Source organism: Campylobacter sp. RM19073, from assembly GCF_024723495.1.
Lineage (GTDB): Bacteria > Campylobacterota > Campylobacteria > Campylobacterales > Campylobacteraceae > Campylobacter > Campylobacter porcelli.
On record NZ_JANQCT010000010.1, the window covers coordinates 42,578 to 61,616 of the forward strand.

Here is a 19,039-nt window from a genome sequence, read left to right on the forward strand (position 1 = left end):
ATATGGTAGAGATTATAGTTGATGGAGAGAAATTTAGCGTAGATGAGAAGGGCAACCTAATTACTGAGCTAAAAAAACACAATATCGAGATTCCGCACTTTTGCTACCACGAAGCACTTGGGGTTAGTGGCAATTGTAGAATGTGCTTAATAGAAGTGGTGGGGCAAAAGCGTCCGCAAATCGCTTGTGATACGCCGATAAAAGATGGTATGGAGATTAAGATAAATAGCGATCTTACAAGGGCAGTTCAGCGTGGAATTTTGGAGCTTGAGTTTATCAATCATCCGCTTGATTGTCCAGTTTGCGATCAAGCTGGAGAGTGCGATTTACAAGATTATTATATGAAATTTGATTTACAAGACTCCAAGGTAAGCTTAGCTGATAAGGTAAGAAAGGGCAAAAGAGAGGATTTTGGCTCTTTGGTAGTCCATGATGAAGAGAGATGCGTGCTTTGTAGAAGGTGTGTAAGATTTACCCAAATATGCACTCAAAGCTATGAGTTAGCCGTAGGTGGGCGTGGTGAGCATAGCCATATAATGCTTATGAATGGCAAGAAAATAGACAATCCATATGCTGGTAATATAGTAGATGTTTGCCCTGTTGGAGCGATGACTTCGGCTGATTTTAGATTTAAAAAGCGAGTTTGGCACCTTCAAAAGACCCCAGCTATTTGCCAAGGGTGCGAAAGGGGCTGTGCTATATGGATTGATAGCAATAAGGCAAAATATCAAGATAGTAAAATTTATAGATTTAGACCTAGAGAGAGTAGCGTAAATGGCTATTTTATCTGTGATTATGGTCGCTATAGCTACAAAAATGAGCAAGTAATCAAGCGTGATGATAGTGCTAAGATCTCATCTTTGGCCTTAGATATTAGGACAAATGGCGATAAATATGATATTTTAATCTCAAGCTCTTTGAGTATAGAAGAGATGAGCGCTATTAAGATTTTGGCTAGTAAATTTAATATGAGTTTATATGGATTTAGCGATTTTAGGGACGAGAGCTTTAAAGATGAGATTGGATTAAAGCTTAGAGTGCCTAATAAAACCGCTAATCGAGTTGGATTAAATAGGCTTGGACTAGATAAAAATTTAGATAAAAAATCTAAGAATTTAATAGTCTTCCACCTTGGCAAGGATTTTGAATTTCTTAATAAATTTGAGTTTGAAAACCTAATCAAAATCGGCTCAAACAGTGATGCGGATATAGTTTGTGCTAGTAGCTATCACAGAGATGGACATACCTTAAATATAGATGGCAAATTGCGATTTAGCAAGGGTGCGTTTGAGCCACTTAGCCCTAGAATTTGCGATATTGTAAGTGAGCTTATGGGGGATAGGGCGGAGTTTGATATGAGTATATTAAAGGCGTTTGCATGAGTGAGATTTGGCTAATTATATTTAGAATTGCGTTTATTCTTATATTTATTTTGGCTTTGATACCTGTTTTGGTGCTTTTAGAGCGTAAAATTTCAGCCTTTATCCAAGACCGCCCAGGCCCAAATAGAGCAAATATCGCTGGGATAAGGCTTGGTGGGTTAGTTCAAGCCTTGGCTGATGCTTTGAAACTAGCTATAAAAGAGGATTTTACCCCAGCAGCCATTAGATCTAAAGCACTATTTACCATCGCTCCTATGGTGCTATTTTTGATGAGTACGCTTACTATAGCTGTAATTCCATTTAGCGAGTATTTTACCATTGATGGGGTAAAGCACCTTATGCAAGCAATCCCATTTGATGGTGGTATGCTATGGTATTTGGGGTTTGCTAGTCTTAGCATTTATGGTATTATGCTAGCTGGTTGGAGCTCAAATAATAAATACTCTCTTTTAGGCTCTTTGCGTGCTGCTAGTGGAGCTATAAGCTATGAAATTCCGCTAGGACTTGCTGTTGTTAGTATGATAATTACATATAATTCAATTAGTTTAAATGATTTTGTGATAGCACAGCAAGGCTCATTTTTGGGGCTTCCTTCGTGGGGGATATTTATTCAGCCATTAGCGGCGATTATATTTATCATCTGTGCTTTTGCTGAGACTAATAGAGCGCCATTTGACCTAGCTGAAGGGGAGAGCGAGATAGTAGCTGGGTATCATCTAGAGTATAGTGCGATGAGCTTTGCTATGTTTTTTATGGCTGAATATATCGCTATGACAGCTATGAGTGCGCTTATAGTTACGATATTTTTTGGTGGATACTCCTTGCCATATCTCTCACAAGCTAGTTTGGCTGCTAATTATGAGATTGTGCTACTTAGCATAGCTGGAGTGGCGACTATTTTTGGTCTATTATTTATCTGGTGGGTTAGTAAAAATAATGTTACAAGATATAAGATAAATAAAGATCATAGAAAAAAAGAGAATATCATATACTACGCTTTGACAGCCTTTATAGTGGCTATAATCGATATTATATGCTTATATTTTTATGGGAATTTAGGTGAATTTGGTGCTGAGATTGTAGCTACTGCGGTGAATTTAATAGTATTTGCCTTAAAAACTTTTATCGTGCTACTTGTATTTATATGGGTAAGATGGACTTTGCCTAGATTTAGATATGACCAAATTCAACGCTTAGGCTGGGAAAAGCTCATGCCATTGGCAATTTTAAATATTATTATTACAGCATTGGTGGTGGTTTATGGCAATTAAGATTAAGAAGATTGAGCGTAAAAAAATGCCATTTTTAGAGCGAATTTATATATTTTATATCATCGCTGGAATGGCTAGGACTTTTAAGCATTTTATTAGAAATTTGCTAAATACAAAAAATATTGAATTTCTAGAGTATCCAGAGCAAAAGCCAGAGGATATTAGCCCTAGGTATCGTGGTCTTCATAGGCTAACAAAATATGATAATGGAGAGTTAAAGTGCGTTGCGTGCGATATGTGTGCTACGGCTTGTCCTGCTAAGTGTATATTTATAGAAGCTTGTGAAGTACCTAATAGCAAAGAAAAAGCTCCAAAGGTTTTTAATATAGATCTTTTAGAGTGTGTATTTTGTGGGCTTTGCGTGGAGGCTTGTCCTAAAGATGCCATTAGAATGGATAGTGGGATATTTACTAAGGTTGAAGGTAGTAGAGATAGCTTTATTAGCGATATAAATGAGCTTAGTAGTAGAAAAAGGGGAGAGTTTTGATGGAGAATTTTTTGTTTATTAACTTCTCATTTTTAGCTATTTTAGGAGCTTTGGGGCTAATTAGCTTTAAAGCTCCAATCCATGGGGCATTATCTATGATTGTCTCTCTTGTGGCTATAGCTGGGTTATATCTTTTATTATATGCTAAAACTCTATTTTTAATCCAAATAGTAGTATATGCTGGAGCGATTATGGTTTTATCGGTATTTGTGATGATGTTTTTTAATATAAAATCTGATAGTTTATGGGCTAAATTTAGCTTTATTCAAATGCTCCAAGTCGCTTTGCCATTAGTTGTTTTTGGCTTTTTGGCTTACTGGCTTGCGTTAATGCCTAGTAGCTTTGAGGTTGTGCCTGATGGGTTTGGGGATATTGCTCCACTTGGAAAATATCTATTTTTTAACTGGGGATTTAGTTTTGAGATGATTTCGCTACTTTTAACTGCTGCTTTGATTGGGGTTGTGGCGATTTTAAAAGGCAAAAATAATGGTTGAGAACTATATATTTGTAGCGATTTTGCTCTTTGTGATTGGGATTTGCGGTGTTATTTTGCGTAAGAATATCTTTACTATTTTTATGTCTATTGAGCTGATGTTAAATGCTGTTGCTTTGCTTTTTGCGATATTTGCTAGGGTTAATTTAAATTTAGATGGTCAAGTCATCGTAATGCTAGTTATCGCTATAGCCGCAGCTGAGGCTAGCTTTGGTCTAGCGCTCATTACGCTACTGCATAAGTCTAAACAGACCCTAAATATAGATAGCTTTAAAGAGTTAAAGGATAGTAATGCTAGTTAATATCGTAATTTTAGCACCAATTATCGGTAGTTTTTTGCTTGGAATTTTATATCTTTCTAGAAGAGCTCTTGGCTTATCACAAGGGTTTTTTGCCCTTTTGGGTATGGCTGGACCTGTAGTTAGCTTTGTAGCTATGGCTTTATTGTTTGCTAATAGCTATGGAAATAGCCTAAATTTAGAGCTATTTAACTGGCTAGATATTGCTGGATTTAGCATAAATGTGGGATTTTACCTTGATAGCCTTAGCCTTGTGATGGCGATATTTGTAGCATTTTTGGGTATGCTTATCCATTTTTATTCTATAGGATATATGGATGGCGATGAGGGCTTTGGTAAGTTTTTTTGCTATATGAATTTATTCTTAGCTTCAATGCTGATTTTGGTTTTGGCTAATAATCCTATTTTAATGTTTGTTGGCTGGGAGGGTGTGGGCGTATGCTCATATCTATTAATCGCCTTTTATTTTAATGATAAAGATAATGTAAAAGCTGGTAATAAAGCCTTTATCTTAAATAGAATTGGTGATTTTGGCTTTTTGATTGGGCTTATTGCTTTATATCTTGCTAGTAGTGGGGTTAAATTTGATTATATTGGCTTAAATGAAGTTAGCTTTAGCCCTAGTGTGGCGATATTTATCGCATTTTGTTTTATCGCTGGAGCTTTGGCTAAATCAGCTCAAATTCCGCTATACACTTGGCTACCTGATGCGATGGCTGGCCCAACGCCAATCTCAGCCCTAATCCACGCTGCGACTATGGTTACAGCTGGGGTTTATATGGTGGTTAGGTTTGAGTTTTTATTTGCTGGGCTTAGTTTGCCAGTGGAGGTTTTAGCTGGGATTGGTGCGGCTGGAGCGTTGTTTGCTGGGATTATCGCTACAAAGGCTACTGATATTAAAAAGATTTTAGCCTACTCTACTATGAGTCAATTAGGATATATGTTCGCTGCGCTTAGCTATAGCTCTGGGGCTGCTATGTATCATCTATTTACCCATGGATTTTTTAAAGCACTTCTGTTTTTGAGTGCTGGAGCTATAATCATAGCACTTCATCATGAGCAAAATATCTTTAAAATGGGGAATTTAAAGGATAATAAATCTCTATATTACCCAATGCTATTTGGTATGCTTGCAATTAGCGGGATATTTCCTTTTGCTGGATTTTTCTCCAAAGATGCTATTATCCTTGGGGCGTTGCTCTCAGGGCATTATACGATATTTGCCATCTTGCTATTTACCGCAGGTCTTACGGCATATTATTGCTTTAGGCTATTTTTCTTAGTATTTTACTCGCAAAATCCAGCACCAAAACAGCATAAGGTGCCATTTAGTATGCTTGGGGTGAATTATATACTTTGTTTATTTGCTTTAGGTGGTGGATTTATGGCTATATTTTTAGATATTAATCATCCGACTTTGATGGTAGAGATCATCGCTGGAGTGGTGAGTATGGTGGTATCTGCTATTGGTATTTTCATCGCTTATAAGAAATTTTATAACTACAAAAACTGCGAGGAGAAAATGGGTAAATTTGAGATTATCGTAGCAAATAAATTCTACATAGATGAGATATATGATTTTGTTTTTGTAGAAAATTTAAAGCGAATTAGCTGCTTTTTACGCAAGATTGTAGATGATAAAATTTTATATCCGCTTGTTGAGCTTAGTGCTTTAGCATTTAGGGCATTTAGCCAAATTTATGCTAGATACACTCAAAGTGGCTTAGCTAGTTCATATGCGTTTTATATGCTATTTTTCATCTGTGTTATTATTATATTTTCAAAGGCTATTTTATGAGTAGTATCTTGAGTTTGATTATATTTATACCATTTTTATTAGGGGTTTTTATAGCTCTGTTTTGTAATAATTTTTGGGGTAAGATTATAGCTTTTAGTGGCTCTGTTTTTGTGGCGATTTTGGCTGTTACTATGACTATTGGCTTTGACCCAGCTGGTGGAGTGCAGTTTGTAGATATTATCCCGCTAGTGCAAAGCTATGGGATTACATATATGGTTGGCGTTGATGGGATTAATATCTATCTTATTTTGATTATTACTCTATTTTTGCCATTTTTGTTTTTTGTGCTTAGGGATCAAGAGAGGGGCTTTTGGGCGAATTTGCTTTTTATAGAGAGTGGATTTTTGGCTGTTTGTAGCTCACTTGATTTGATATTTTTCTATGCTGGATGGGAGATGATGCTCTTGCCGATATTTATAATGACTGGTTTATATGGTAAGAGCGTTAAAAGAGCTAAAGCTATGCTAGATATGATGTATTATGCGATATTTGGGTCAATGATTATGCTTGGGGCGATTATCTATCTTGGCGTGGCACACTATTTGGAATTTGGCTTTTATAGCTTTGCTTTAGCCGATTTGGCTAATTTAAATTTAAGCTTAATGGCTGAGCGAATACTATTTTTTAGCTTTATGATAGCTTTTGTGATTAAGCTTCCTATATTTCCATTTCATATGTGGCTTAGTGGGGCATACACACACTCGCCTAGCGTGGCTACCTTTATGCTCTCAGCCATTGCTTCTAAGGTGGCGATATTTGCGATTTTAAGATTTGTATTGCCGATATTTTCGCTTAGTTTTGTTGAATTTTCTAGCTATTTTGTAGCGCTTGGGATATTTTCTATGATATATTTTGGAGTGATTGCACTTAGGTGTGATGACTTTAAAACCCTTTTAGCGTTTGCTTCAGCTTCGCATTTAGGATTAATCTTAGCTGGGGTATTTAGCCTTGATAGCGTAGCGATGAGCGGGGCGTTATATCAGATTATAGCTCACGCATTAACTAGTGGTGCGATGTTTTTGATGGTAGGTATTATTAGCTCACAGCTAGGCACTCGCAAGATTAGTAATCTTGGTGGTATAGCTCATAAGGCTCCTATTTTTGCTACGCTATTTGGCATTATGATGCTCTCAAGCGTGGGGCTTCCTACGACAATTGGCTTTGTGGCTGAGCTTTTGATTTTAGTGGGATTATTTAAATCAAATTTAATCTATGGGGTTATCGCTACAACTTCTATTATCATCGGTGCGGTTTATATGTTTGTGGTTTATCGCAAGGCGATTTTACAAAGTGTAAATGAAGTTACAGATAAATTCAAAGAGCTTAGTAAATCTCAAGTTATAGCCTTTGGTTTGGTGGCTATTGTGATATTTATAATGGGTCTATATCCTAAGCCGATATTAGATCTATCGCAAAGCACGATCCAAAGCCACTATGAAAAATATATAAAATCAAATTTAAAGGGGCAAGAATGATAGCTTTAACACCTTTTTTACTATCAATAGCCGCTATTATAGCTAATATATTTTTAAGCGTTACAAGGATTAATAAAGCCCTGCTTTTAGGGTTAAATTTAGCTTTTTGGACTGTTATTTTAATCTCATTTTTTGCTTTTAGAGTTCAGATATTTAGTAGTGATATACCATTTTTTGTTAATGAATTTATAATTCTTGGGCAATTTGAGTTTATATTTTGCGTTGTTATAGCCTTTCTTATGATGATATTTTTAGCTACTTTATATTTTAGCGATGATGAGAGCTATTTTAAGCCTGAGCTTATAGCATTAGCAAATTTAGCCTCATTTGGTATGATAGGTATGATAATCTCAAGCGAAATTATAACCACGCTGATTTTTATAGAGATTGCCTCCATATCCATATATGCTATGATAGCTTTAAATTCAAACACCAAAAGCATTGAAGCGGCCTTTAAATACTTCTTGCTTTCATCATTTATGAGTGCGTTTTATTTGCTTGGTGCGGCGCTGATTTTTGGCGATACGCAAACAACAAAATATGAGATAATAAGCAGATTAATATCCCCATCACTTATTGCTACAATTGGCGCTATGCTAATTATCTCTATGATGTTTTTTAAGATTGCGATTTTTGGCTTTTATCGCTGGAGCATTGATGTGTATTATGGAGCAAGCACGAGTATAACTGGATATTTAGTCGGGGCGTTTAAATTAGCTAGTTTTGGAATGCTGATTAAATTTGCCTTGCTTTATAGCGGTGGCTGGGATGAGATTTTAGCCATTATATTTAGCGTTGTGGCGATATTTAGTATGTTTATAGGCAACTTTCTAAGCCTAAAAGAGATTGATGTCAAAAAGATTTTAATAGCCGCTGGGATCGTTCATGCTGGGTATATTTTTATAAATTTAGCTAGTTTGAATGTCGAAAATCCGCTATTTGCTGGGGTGTTTTATATCACGATTTATGCTATTACAACTGGATTTGGCTTTTTGCTTTTAAATTCACTCTTTGGCGATAAACAAGTTACCATAGACTCCATCGCAGGATTATATAAAAGCTCACCGCTTGGCGCACTAGCATTTACTATTATCTGCCTTTCATATATTGGATTTCCATATACGGTGGGATTTTTGGGTAAGGTTTATGTATTCTCAAGTGCTTTTGAAGCTGGTAATGCGTATTTGGCAATTTTTGGTATCATTAATACCATTTTATCAGTATATTACTATTTAAGAATCATAATTAGCATATATTTTAAATCGCCAAATCAAGCTATCATAATCCCAAAATGTAGAGCTGTCTGGATAGGAATTTTAAGTATTTTAGCGATTGCTTTTGTGATTTTAGAGGGGATTGGGATTAGCTCAATTTTAGGCTATTTATCTTTGATAGTGGGCTAAATTTAGCTATTGTTAGACTGTTTTATATCTATTTTATAGTTTTTTGGTAAAATTACGCCTAACTGAATTTGGGGCGATATATGAGTAAGTTAATAATAGTTGAATCTCCAGCTAAAGCTAAAACTATAAAAAATTTCTTAAGTTCTGAGTATAAGGTTATAGCTAGTAAAGGGCATATTAGAGACTTGCCTAAATCTAGCTTTGGCATTAAGATAGAAGGGGATAAATTTACTCCAGAGTATAGGATTAGCAGCGACCACTCCGCTATAGTAAAAGAGATTAAAGAGCTTGCTAAGAGTGCTGATACCATCTATCTTGCGACCGATGAGGATAGAGAGGGCGAGGCGATTGCTTATCATATCGCAACAGCAATTGGTAAAAGGCCTGAAACTCTACCTAGAATAGTCTTTCACGAAATCACAAAGAGTGCCATTGAAGCAGCTCTAGCTAATCCTAGAGAGCTAGATATGAATAGCGTAAATGCACAACAAGCAAGAAGACTTCTAGATAGAATAGTAGGATATAAGCTAAGTCCGCTTTTAAATATCAAAATTCAAAGGGGCCTAAGTGCTGGCAGGGTTCAAAGCTCAGCTCTTAAAATTTTAGTTGATCGTGAGCGAGAGATAAGGGAATTTAAGAGTGTTGAATACTTTAGCATTGATACTAAATTTAAAGATGATTTAGAAGCTGAGCTTATCGAATTCCAAGGCTCAAAAATAGAAAAACTCACTATAACTAACCCCCAAAGAGCCAAATATATTTTAGATATTTTAAAAGAAGATAAATTTAAAATTAGCGATATTGAATCCAAAGAGAGAAAAACTAGCCCACAACCGCCTTTTATGACTTCAACTCTTCAGCAAAGTGCGTCAAATAGGCTTGGCTTTAGCCCTAAAAAGACTATGATGTTAGCCCAAACTCTATATGAAGGTGTCCAGACAAATAGTGGATTTATGGGTGCTATAACCTATATGAGAACTGATAGTTTAAATTTAGCCAAAGAGGCAGTAGAAGCTGCAAGGAAGCTTATAAAGAGCGAATTTGGTGATAAATACTTGCCATCAAAGGCTCAAATATATGCGACTAAAAGCAAGGGCGCTCAAGAGGCTCATGAAGCCATTCGACCGACAAATTTGAGCTTTACTCCTGATATTGCTGCTAAATTTTTAGATAAAGATCTTTTAAAGCTTTACACCCTTATCTATAATAGATTTTTGGCCTCCCAGATGAATCCTAGCATATCTCAAACGCAAAATATCATCATAAAAAGCGATAATTCTAAATTCAAACTCTCAGGCAGAAAGGTGATATTTGATGGATTTTATAAGGTTTATGGCGATATAGACAAGGATATAGTCTTGCCATCTTTAAATATCGGCGATGATTTAATCGTCCAAAGTATGCAAAGCAGCAGCCATTTTACCGAGCCACCTAGTCGCTACTCTGAGGCTGGACTGGTAAAAAAGCTAGAGAGTCTTGGGATTGGCAGACCTAGCACCTATGCGCCGACTATTTCGCTTTTAACAAGCCGTGATTATGTAAAAGTAGAGAAAAAGCAGCTAATACCAAATGATATTGCATTTACCATGACTTCGGTGCTTGAAGAGCATTTTAATGATATTGTAGATAGCGAATTTACTTCTAAAATGGAGAAAAAGCTTGATGATATTGCTGAGAATAAAGCCAATTGGCAAGAGGTGCTATCTAGCTTTTATAACCCTTTTATCCAAAAAATCAATGATGGAAAGACAAATATAAAAAGCCAAAAAGTAGCCGAACCAATAGGCGAGAAATGCCCTGAATGCGGTGGGGAGCTAGTTAAGAGAAAGGGTAGATTTGGCGAGTTTATAGCCTGTTTAAATTTCCCAAAATGTAAATATAGTAGAAATTTGGGCAAATCTGATAAATTAGAGAAAAAAGAACCCACTAAAATAGGTATAAAATGCCCTGAATGCGGTGGTGAATTGGTAGAGAGATTTGGAAAAAAAGGGAAATTTTATGGCTGTTTAAACTATCCAAAATGTAATTTTATAAGCAAATATAAACCAGCTGGCAAGAATTGCCCAAGTTGTAACGCTCCTATGATCTTAAAAGAGTTAAAAAAAGGCGATTTTAACGAGTGTTTGCAGTGTAAATTTAAAGAAGAGGTGAAAGATGACAAATAAGGTAGTAATGCTCTGTGCGATATGTAATGTTAGTAGTGGAAATTGTCCTGAAGATTGTGCGTATTGCACTCAAAGCGCTCATGTAAAAGCTGATATAAATAGATATAAACAAAAAAGCATAGAGCAAATTTTAACTGAAGCCAAAATGGCTAGAGCTAATAAAGCTCTTGGCTTTTGCCTTGTAACTAGCGGTAGGGGGCTTGATGATAACAAGCTTGAGTTTATCTGCCAAACTGCTAAAACTTTGCAAAAAGAGGTGCCTGAGCTAATGCTTATAGCCTGTAATGGAAGTGCGAGTTATGAGAGCTTAAAAGAGCTTAAAAATGCTGGAATTTTCAGCTATAACCACAATCTTGAAACAAGCCGTGAGTTTTTCCCTAAAATTTGCTCCACTCATAGCTGGGATGAGAGATTTGAGACGAATTTAAATGCTAAAAAAGCCGGTCTTGAGCTATGCTGCGGTGGGATTTATGGGCTTGGAGAGAGCAATGAAGATAGGATAAGCTTTAGAAATTCACTCAAAGAGCTAAATCCATTTACTAGCCCTATTAATTTTTTCATACCAAATCCCGCATTAAAAATCAAAGAGCCAAAGCTTAGTGCCGATGAGGCTTTAGGTATATTAAAAGATACAGCCAAAGCCTTGCCAAATACTAGAATAATGGTAGCTGGCGGTAGAGAGGTAGTGCTAGGAGATAGACAGTATGAAATTTTAGAAAATGGCGCTAGTGCCATCGTGGTTGGTGATTATCTTACTACTAGTGGCGAGGTTGCTAGTAAGGATATAGCTGAGCTAAGAAAAAGAGGCTTTGAGTTTGCATCACAGTGCCACTAATGAGCTTTCTATTTTATTAGTTTTGGCGTTTATAATTTTCATATCGCCATATATTTCCAAAATAACAAAGATACCAATTGCTCCTATAGAGATTATTTTGGGAATTCTTTGTGGGTTTTTTGGTTTTATCCCGCATAGTGAGCCATTTAAGATAGTAGCAGAAGTTGGGTTTTTCTATCTTATGTTTTTAGCTGGGACAGAGATAGATCTAAAATCGTTTTTTAAAATCGAAAAAAGCATTATAAAGTTAGTCCTTTCTTATATCGCTATTTTATACATTATAGCTGGGATTATCGGGGTATTTATATCGCCGATATTTTTGGTTATTGTGGTGGTGCCACTTATGTCTGTTGGGATACTATCTACCCTTTTTAAAGAGTATGGTAAAAATGAGCCTTGGCTAAATACAGCTATGATAGCTGGAGGTATAGGAGAGGTAGTAAGTATCGCTCTTTTAACCCTTATGTCAGCGTATATTGAATTTGGTAGCTCGGCTGAATTATTTAGCAGTATATACTATCTTATATTATTTATTGTGCTTTGTATGCTTGGATTTAAGGGGCTTGAAGTGCTATTTTGGTGGTATCCAAATCTTAAAATTCTACTAATGCCACACGATGATAAGAGCGAGAAGGATATTCGCCTTTCTATGGCTTTATTTTTTAGCACTGTAGCAGTGATGATATATCTAAATTTAGAGATTGTCTTAGGTGCGTTTATCGCTGGAAGTTTTATAGCGACATTTTTTAATCATAAAAAAGATCTCCCACATAAGCTTGGTAGCTTTGGGTTTGGCTTTTTAGTGCCTATATTTTTTGTATATATTGGCACGACCGTGGAGCTTGGCTATATTTTAACGCCTGGAGTGATTGATAATGCTGTAAAACTAATGATATTTATGATTATTGTGCGTGTGATGGCTTCTATGATATTTATAAAGCGTTTTGGATTGTATGATAGCATTCTTTTTGGTTTATCGCTCTCAATGCCACTTACGCTTTTAGTGGCAGTAGCTACTGTGGCTTATAATGCTGGGAATATACCAAAAGAGCTATATTTTGCTTTTATTATTGCTAGTATTTTTGAGGTGATTTTGTCTATGATATTAATAAAATTTACAAATTATCTTAAATTTCGCCTTAAATAATTAAGTTAGATATTTAAGGGCAATTTAATTTAAATAAAATTTAGATAAGATATAAAAAATTTTAATAAAAGGATCAAAATGAGTAACACAGTAACATTAACTGACAACAGAAATGGAAAGAGTTATGAATTTCCTATTCTTGATGGTACTTTAGGGCCTAGCGTTATAGATATATCTACTTTATATAAAGATACTGGTATGTTTACATTTGACCGTGGATATACTAGCACTGCGATGTGTCGCTCAGCTATTACATATATCGATGGCGAGGCTGGCACTTTGATGCATAGGGGCTATGATATAGCGTGGCTTGCTGAGAATAAAAAATATCTAGATTTAGTATATCTACTATTTAACGGCAAACTCCCAAGCGATGATGAATTAAACGCATTTCGCCAAGAGTTAAAAGAGAGAAGTTATCTAAATGAGAAGATGATTAAGCTATTTGACTGTTTCCCTGATAAGGCTCATCCTATGGCAGTTTTACAAGCTAGTGTGGCTACTATGAGTGCCTACTACAAAAGGGATATGAGCTTTGATGATATGAAAGATTATATGGAATTAGCTAAAAGAATGGTAGCTAAAATCCCTACTATGATAGCATTTCACTATCGCCATGTAAGAGGCTTCCCTGTGATTTATCCAGATTTGGATCGCGGATTTACAGAGAATTTCTTATATATGTTAAGAGCATTCCCGCACGATAAAGTAGATCTAAAACCAATCGAAGTAAAAGCCTTTGATACCATACTAATGCTACACGCAGACCACGAGCAAAACGCCTCTACTACCACAGTTAGAACTGTTGGCTCAACTCACGCTCATCCATACTCTTGTATAAGTGCTGGTATAGGTGCGCTTTGGGGTCATGCTCATGGTGGTGCTAATGAGGGCGTTATAAGACAGCTTGAGATGATAGGCACTCCAGATAGAGTAGATGAATTCATCAAAAAAGCAAAAGATAAAAATGACCCATTCCGTCTAATGGGCTTTGGGCATAGAGTTTATAAAAACTTTGACCCAAGAGCGAAAGTCTTAAAAGGATTAAGAGATAAATTAATTGATGAAATCGGTATCGATAGCAATCTAATAAAAGTCGCTACTAGAATTGAAGAGATAGCATTAAATGATGAGTATTTCGTATCAAGAAATCTCTATCCAAATGTTGATTTCCATAGTGGCGTAATCTTAAAAGCTTTAGGAATTCCAAATGAGATGTTTGCGGCTATCTTTGTGATGGGTAGGGTTCCTGGCTGGTTAAGTCAATGGATGGAGCTAAAATCTCAAGATAATATCAAAATTGTTCGCCCAAGACAGCTATATGTCGGACCAGCATCTCAACCTAAGTAATCTACATCAAATTGCCCTAAAGGCGGCGCTTGCCGCTGGGGCAGAGATCTTAAAATCTTATAGTAAGTTTCAAATTTATTATAAAAAAGATAATTCACTTCTTACAACGGCTGATTTATCAGCTAATGAGGCTATATATAAAATCTTAAGCAAAACTCAAATTCCAATATGCTCTGAAGAGAGTATCTTGCCATTTAATCAAAGAGATGAAAGCTCTATATTTTGGCTAGTTGATCCGCTTGATGGGACTAGGGAATTTGTATCTAGGAGTGGAGAATTTTGTGTGTGTATAGCGTTGATTTATCGCTCTAGACCAATTTTAGGAGTGATATACTCTCCAGTTCATAATCAAATATATAGTAGCTATCAAGGCTCTAGCATATATAAAAATGGCGAGATTATCAGTATAAATGAGAATGAAAGCTCATTAATAAGCGGAAAATCTAAAAACGATATAGATAAATTTGCTAAAAATTTTAATTTAGATATTATTAAACTCAGCTCAGCTATCAAATTTCCATATCTAGTTCAAGGTTTTGCTGGGGTATTTATCAGGCTATATGGCTCTAGTTTGTGGGATACGGCTGCTGGGGATTTTTTACTTCATCAAAGTGGTGGAATTATGCTATCTTTAAGTGATTTAAAACCTTTAAATTATGCTAAAAAGGAGACATTAAATGATAATTTTATAGCTTTGAGTAGCTTACAAAAGCCAAATTTAAGCAGATATTTAGACTATCTAAATTCATCGAAAAATATTAAATTTAGCAATAATATTGATTAATTGAAGTCTAAATTAACTTTTAGCATTAGCTTAAATTTTATTAAAATTCAGTTTAAGTTAAAATACAATTAGATAAAATTTAGTATTTCGTTTTTTTTGAAAAGAGAGTATATGAGTGAAATAATCGGATATAATGTAAATGGTAAAATAGTAGATACACAAAGCTACACCGGCGGTGGTAGCGAAATTAAATTTGATAACTCCAAAGAGGCACTTGAGATCATACGCCACTCCTGTGCGCATTTGATGGCAGCGGCGATTAAAGAGCTTTATCCAGATGTTAAATTTTTTGTTGGTCCAGCCATTGAAGATGGCTTTTACTACGATATGCGTGTAAGTAAAAGCGATGGAAGCAAGCTTGGCGAAGATGATTTAGCAGTAATAGAAAAGAAGATGAAAGAGCTAGCTCTTGCTAAGACGCCAATTATCAAAATCGGCTCAACTAAAAGTGAAGTAGCGGTCAAATATGCAGATGATGATCTAAAACAAGAGGTCTTAAAACGCATACCAGATGGCGATGTGAGCTTATATTCTCAAGGCGAATTTGAGGATATTTGCCGTGGGCCACATATCCCAAATACGATTTTTGCTAGATTTTTTAAGCTTACTAGAATTGCTGGGGCGTATCTAGGCGGTGATGAAAATCGTGAAATGCTAACTAGAATTTACGGCACGGCTTATGCTGATAAAGAGAGCTTAAATGAGCATATTAGGATCATAGAAGAGGCTAAAAAACGAGATCACAGAAAGCTTGGAAGCGAGATGAAGTTTTTTACCTTTGATGATAGCGTGGGGGTGGGACTCCCTATTTGGCTACCAAATGGCTCAAGGCTTAGAAGTCGCTTGGAGCATAAGTTATATCGCACTCATAGACTTCGTGGCTATGAGCCAGTTCGTGGCCCTGAAATCCTAAAAAGCGATGCGTGGAAAATCAGCGGTCACTATACAAATTATAAAGAAAATATGTATTTTACGACAATTGATGAGCAAGAATATGGTATAAAACCGATGAATTGCGTAGGCCATATAAAGGTCTATCAAAGCGAAATTAGAAGCTATCGAGATTTGCCGCTTAAATTTTTTGAGTATGGTGTGGTGCATAGACATGAAAAAAGCGGTGTTTTGCACGGGCTTTTTAGGGTGCGTGAATTTACTCAAGATGATGCTCATCTATTTTGTATGCCAAGCCAGATTAAAGAGAATGTGTATGAAATTTTAAGCTTTGTTGATATGCTTATGGGGGCTTTTGGGTTTAGCTATGAGATGGAGATCTCGACTAAACCAGCTAAGGCTGTAGGCGATGATGAGGTTTGGGAGATTGCTACAAAAGCCTTAAAAGATGCCCTTGATGAAAAAGGGCTAAAATATGGTATTGATGAAGGTGGCGGGGCATTTTATGGTCCAAAAATCGATATTAAAATTACTGATGCTCTAAAAAGAAAGTGGCAGTGCGGAACTATACAAGTGGATTTTAACTTACCAGCTAGATTTAATTTAGAGTATATTGATGAAAATAACGAAAGAAAGCAGCCAGTAATGCTTCATAGAGCTATTTTGGGTAGTTTTGAGAGATTTATTGGAATTTTGCTTGAGCACACAGCTGGGGAGTTGCCATTTTGGATCGCACCAACTCAAGTTGTGATTATACCAATTAATCAGACGCATTTGGATTATGCTAAGGAGATCTATACAAAACTACTTGATATGAATGTAGATAGCGAAATTTTTAGCAAAAATGAGACATTAAATAAAAAAATTAGAAATGCAGAAAAACAAAGAGTACCTATGATAATAGTGCTTGGCGATAATGAAGTAGCAAATAAAGGTGTAGCTTTGCGAGATCGTAGGGCTAGAGAGCAAAAGGATATAAGCTTAGATGAATTTTATAGCTTAGTCCAAACCAAATTAAACGAGGTGAGTATTTGAGTAAAGATAAAGAGGTTTATCTAAACGAAGAGATTCGTGCAAGCGAGGTTAGATGTGTAGGAGATGATGGCACGGCTTATGGTGTCATTAGCAAAGATGAAGCGTTAAGCATAGCTAGTAAGATGGGGTTAGATCTAGTATTGATAGCTGCTGATGCTAAGCCGCCAGTGTGTAAGATAATGGACTATGGAAAGTTCCGCTATCAGCAAGAAAAGAAGCAAAAAGAGGCTAAAAAGAAACAAAAGGTAATTGAGATTAAAGAGATTAAGCTCTCTGCTAAAATCGCACAAAATGATATAAATTACAAGGTAAAACACGCACAAGAGTTTCTATCTGAAGGCAAATATGTCAAATTTAGAGTATTTTTAAAAGGTCGTGAAATGTCTACTCCTGAAATCGGGGTAACCTTGCTAGAGAAAATTTGGGAGAATATCCAAGAGTATGCTGATAGAGATAAGACGCCAACACTAGAAGGTCGTTATGTCAATATGCTTGTAACACCTAAAAAATAGCGTTTTGCTATTTTTTAGCGTGGTTTTTGTTAAAAAGTATTTTTAGATATTTGCAGTTTTGTTGATATTTGTTTTTGGGTGCGGTGCTAAATTTCTGTAATAATAAATTAAAAGCTTAGAGACAAATGAAGTGATTGCTATTTGAGATAAGATGGAATTTATTAGATTTATTTGCTCCAAATACCATAAATTTAGCTAAATTTGGGTGTTGTATCCCTAATTTATGCTAATTTCTCCTGTGTTAGCTTTGCGTAGTTTTTATAAATCTGTGTAAAATATAAATTTTTATGCTTGAAAAGTAATAAAATACTTTTATTATTAGCTCAATAATCCGCCTTTTAAAGCTTTAGAATGTGGCTCTTAGCTCCATCGCCCTTGGTTTATAATACCAAATTAAGATATTTTAGGTTTATTACTTTTGCTACCACTTATTAAAGATTAGAATAAATTTTAGTGCTATTAAATCTCTATAAATGAGTTGATTTAGCCCTCAAGAGCTAAATCAATATTAAAATCTAAGCCCAGCTGTGATAGCTGTATTTACGCTATGTTCGTCCTTTGCTATCTCACTTGAGACAAGGAATTTGATAAATTTATTCCCTTTTTCAATATTTGTATCGATACCAAAATAAACGCTATCTTTATTTAGCTTATAATTATGCGTCCAAGTGCTATTACTCGCATCGACAAAATACTCTTTACTAGCAAAGTTATCGCTATTTAAACGCCTTGTGTAAAACGCAAAGCCATTTAGCGTAGTAAAGGTGTTGTCTTGGCTGATGAAGCTATAGGCTAGATTTCCGCCTAGGCTTAAATTTAAGGTATCTATATCTATATCATTATAGCCTTTAGCAAGTATGCCGCCACTCTCTTTAAAGCTATCTTGCTTAGAGTATATGTAATTTAAGATAGAAATTGGCGTCCAAACAAGATTATCATTGATGATAAAATCTTTTGATATACCAAGCTCTGTTGATACAAAATAGCTCTTATAATTTGCTTGAAGCTTTGTATCTTGCGTTAAAATTTGACGCTCCATATCGTTAAATGATAGCCCAAAATCCACTCCGCCTATTAAATTTACAGCCCCAAAATCTTTTAAGCCATTTAACCCAATAGAGATTATTTGACTTGTTAGGTCTGAAAATTTATAATCTCCCTTTTGGTATGAGTAGTTTAAAAATGCCCCCACTCTCACATCATCGCTTATCCATTTTTTGGTATTTAGATCCACAGAGTAGGCGTTGGTTTTATATTCATCGCCTTTGAAGTGCGTGTATGAGACCTTGCTTGAGATCTCACTTTTGCTTAAAGCGTCATTATAGCTTTGTAAGATATCATAGACCATATTATCAGCCATATCGCTATTTATAAGGGCTAATTGCGAATTTTTAGCTATTGCGGCGACTTTAGCAGTATTGCCTAATGAGCCACCAGCTAAAAAGGAGATATTATTTAGCATAGAGCGATTTTGGAAATTTAGTGTATCTTTTGTATTTGAAAGAGTATCATTTGGGTTTGTGCTAGATAGAATCTCATCTTTTACTTCTTGGTTTAAAGTATCTAATCTACCAAAGAAATTTTGATAATCCTGATTTAAATTTGATAACTCTCTAATTTGTTTTAATGCTTGAGATACTGCTAAGTTTGTCGCTTGTGAGGCATTTGTAGGCTTATAGGCATCTTCTTTTACTTCTACTATTATAGTATTA

Annotated in this window: 16 protein-coding genes; 15 read left to right on the forward strand and 1 reads right to left on the reverse strand. The window is 35.6% G+C overall.

Features of this window, described 5'->3' with window-relative positions:
* Window positions 1–2 precede the first annotated feature (2 nt).
* The 15 genes from CSUIS19073_RS05135 to infC all read left to right on the forward strand — a co-directional run bounded on the left by CSUIS19073_RS05135 (window position 3) and on the right by infC (window position 17,327).
* Window positions 3–1,382 (forward strand): 2Fe-2S iron-sulfur cluster-binding protein, encoded by a 1,380-nt coding sequence (locus CSUIS19073_RS05135; RefSeq protein ID WP_086242433.1) that lies wholly within the window; start codon window positions 3–5, stop codon window positions 1,380–1,382.
* Window positions 1,379–2,653, forward strand: coding sequence for a complex I subunit 1/NuoH family protein (locus tag CSUIS19073_RS05140; RefSeq protein WP_086242434.1), 1,275 nt, complete (start codon window positions 1,379–1,381; stop codon window positions 2,651–2,653). Before CSUIS19073_RS05135 ends, CSUIS19073_RS05140 begins: the two co-directional genes overlap by 4 nt.
* Window positions 2,643–3,140 carry a NuoI/complex I 23 kDa subunit family protein gene (locus CSUIS19073_RS05145; RefSeq protein ID WP_180379382.1) on the forward strand — a complete coding sequence of 166 codons (498 nt, stop codon included), beginning with the start codon at window positions 2,643–2,645 and terminating at the stop codon, window positions 3,138–3,140. The genes CSUIS19073_RS05140 and CSUIS19073_RS05145 overlap by 11 nt, the downstream gene beginning before the upstream one ends.
* On the forward strand, window positions 3,140–3,634 hold the full coding sequence (locus CSUIS19073_RS05150; protein ID WP_086242435.1) for an NADH-quinone oxidoreductase subunit J family protein: 495 nt from the start codon (window positions 3,140–3,142) through the stop codon (window positions 3,632–3,634). The genes CSUIS19073_RS05145 and CSUIS19073_RS05150 overlap by 1 nt, the downstream gene beginning before the upstream one ends.
* On the forward strand, window positions 3,627–3,935 hold the full coding sequence (gene nuoK, locus CSUIS19073_RS05155) for an NADH-quinone oxidoreductase subunit NuoK (RefSeq protein WP_086242436.1): 309 nt from the start codon (window positions 3,627–3,629) through the stop codon (window positions 3,933–3,935). The genes CSUIS19073_RS05150 and nuoK overlap by 8 nt, the downstream gene beginning before the upstream one ends.
* Window positions 3,925–5,730 carry an NADH-quinone oxidoreductase subunit L gene (gene nuoL / locus CSUIS19073_RS05160; RefSeq protein WP_086242437.1) on the forward strand — a complete coding sequence of 602 codons (1,806 nt, stop codon included), beginning with the start codon at window positions 3,925–3,927 and terminating at the stop codon, window positions 5,728–5,730. The genes nuoK and nuoL overlap by 11 nt, the downstream gene beginning before the upstream one ends.
* Complete coding sequence (locus CSUIS19073_RS05165; protein WP_086242438.1) at window positions 5,727–7,205, forward strand: complex I subunit 4 family protein; 1,479 nt, start codon at window positions 5,727–5,729, stop codon at window positions 7,203–7,205. The genes nuoL and CSUIS19073_RS05165 overlap by 4 nt, the downstream gene beginning before the upstream one ends.
* Window positions 7,202–8,608 (forward strand): NADH-quinone oxidoreductase subunit N, encoded by a 1,407-nt coding sequence (locus tag CSUIS19073_RS05170; RefSeq protein WP_086242439.1) that lies wholly within the window; start codon window positions 7,202–7,204, stop codon window positions 8,606–8,608. The genes CSUIS19073_RS05165 and CSUIS19073_RS05170 overlap by 4 nt, the downstream gene beginning before the upstream one ends.
* An 80-nt stretch (window positions 8,609–8,688) precedes the next feature.
* Window positions 8,689–10,773 carry a type I DNA topoisomerase gene (topA, locus tag CSUIS19073_RS05175; RefSeq protein WP_086242440.1) on the forward strand — a complete coding sequence of 695 codons (2,085 nt, stop codon included), beginning with the start codon at window positions 8,689–8,691 and terminating at the stop codon, window positions 10,771–10,773.
* Window positions 10,763–11,608, forward strand: coding sequence for a biotin synthase (locus tag CSUIS19073_RS05180; protein WP_236845286.1), 846 nt, complete (start codon window positions 10,763–10,765; stop codon window positions 11,606–11,608). Before topA ends, CSUIS19073_RS05180 begins: the two co-directional genes overlap by 11 nt.
* Window positions 11,589–12,755: a cation:proton antiporter gene (locus CSUIS19073_RS05185; protein WP_086242441.1), complete on the forward strand. Its 1,167-nt coding sequence runs from the start codon at window positions 11,589–11,591 to the stop codon at window positions 12,753–12,755. The genes CSUIS19073_RS05180 and CSUIS19073_RS05185 overlap by 20 nt, the downstream gene beginning before the upstream one ends.
* A gap of 78 nt (window positions 12,756–12,833) precedes the next feature.
* Complete coding sequence (locus CSUIS19073_RS05190) at window positions 12,834–14,105, forward strand: citrate synthase (RefSeq protein ID WP_086237583.1); 1,272 nt, start codon at window positions 12,834–12,836, stop codon at window positions 14,103–14,105.
* A complete protein-coding gene (locus CSUIS19073_RS05195) occupies window positions 14,077–14,889 on the forward strand; it encodes a 3'(2'),5'-bisphosphate nucleotidase CysQ family protein (protein ID WP_086237584.1) in 813 nt (270 codons plus the stop codon). The genes CSUIS19073_RS05190 and CSUIS19073_RS05195 overlap by 29 nt, the downstream gene beginning before the upstream one ends.
* 111 nt (window positions 14,890–15,000) lie before the next feature.
* Window positions 15,001–16,815: a threonine--tRNA ligase gene (gene thrS / locus CSUIS19073_RS05200; protein ID WP_086237585.1), complete on the forward strand. Its 1,815-nt coding sequence runs from the start codon at window positions 15,001–15,003 to the stop codon at window positions 16,813–16,815.
* A complete protein-coding gene (gene infC / locus CSUIS19073_RS05205) occupies window positions 16,812–17,327 on the forward strand; it encodes a translation initiation factor IF-3 (RefSeq protein ID WP_086237586.1) in 516 nt (171 codons plus the stop codon). Before thrS ends, infC begins: the two co-directional genes overlap by 4 nt.
* 508 nt (window positions 17,328–17,835) lie before the next feature.
* Here infC and CSUIS19073_RS05210 read toward each other — a convergent pair.
* Window positions 17,836–19,039, reverse strand: a 1,204-nt coding sequence (locus CSUIS19073_RS05210; protein ID WP_337214386.1) for an autotransporter outer membrane beta-barrel domain-containing protein, incomplete at its 5' end; no start/stop codon positions are given.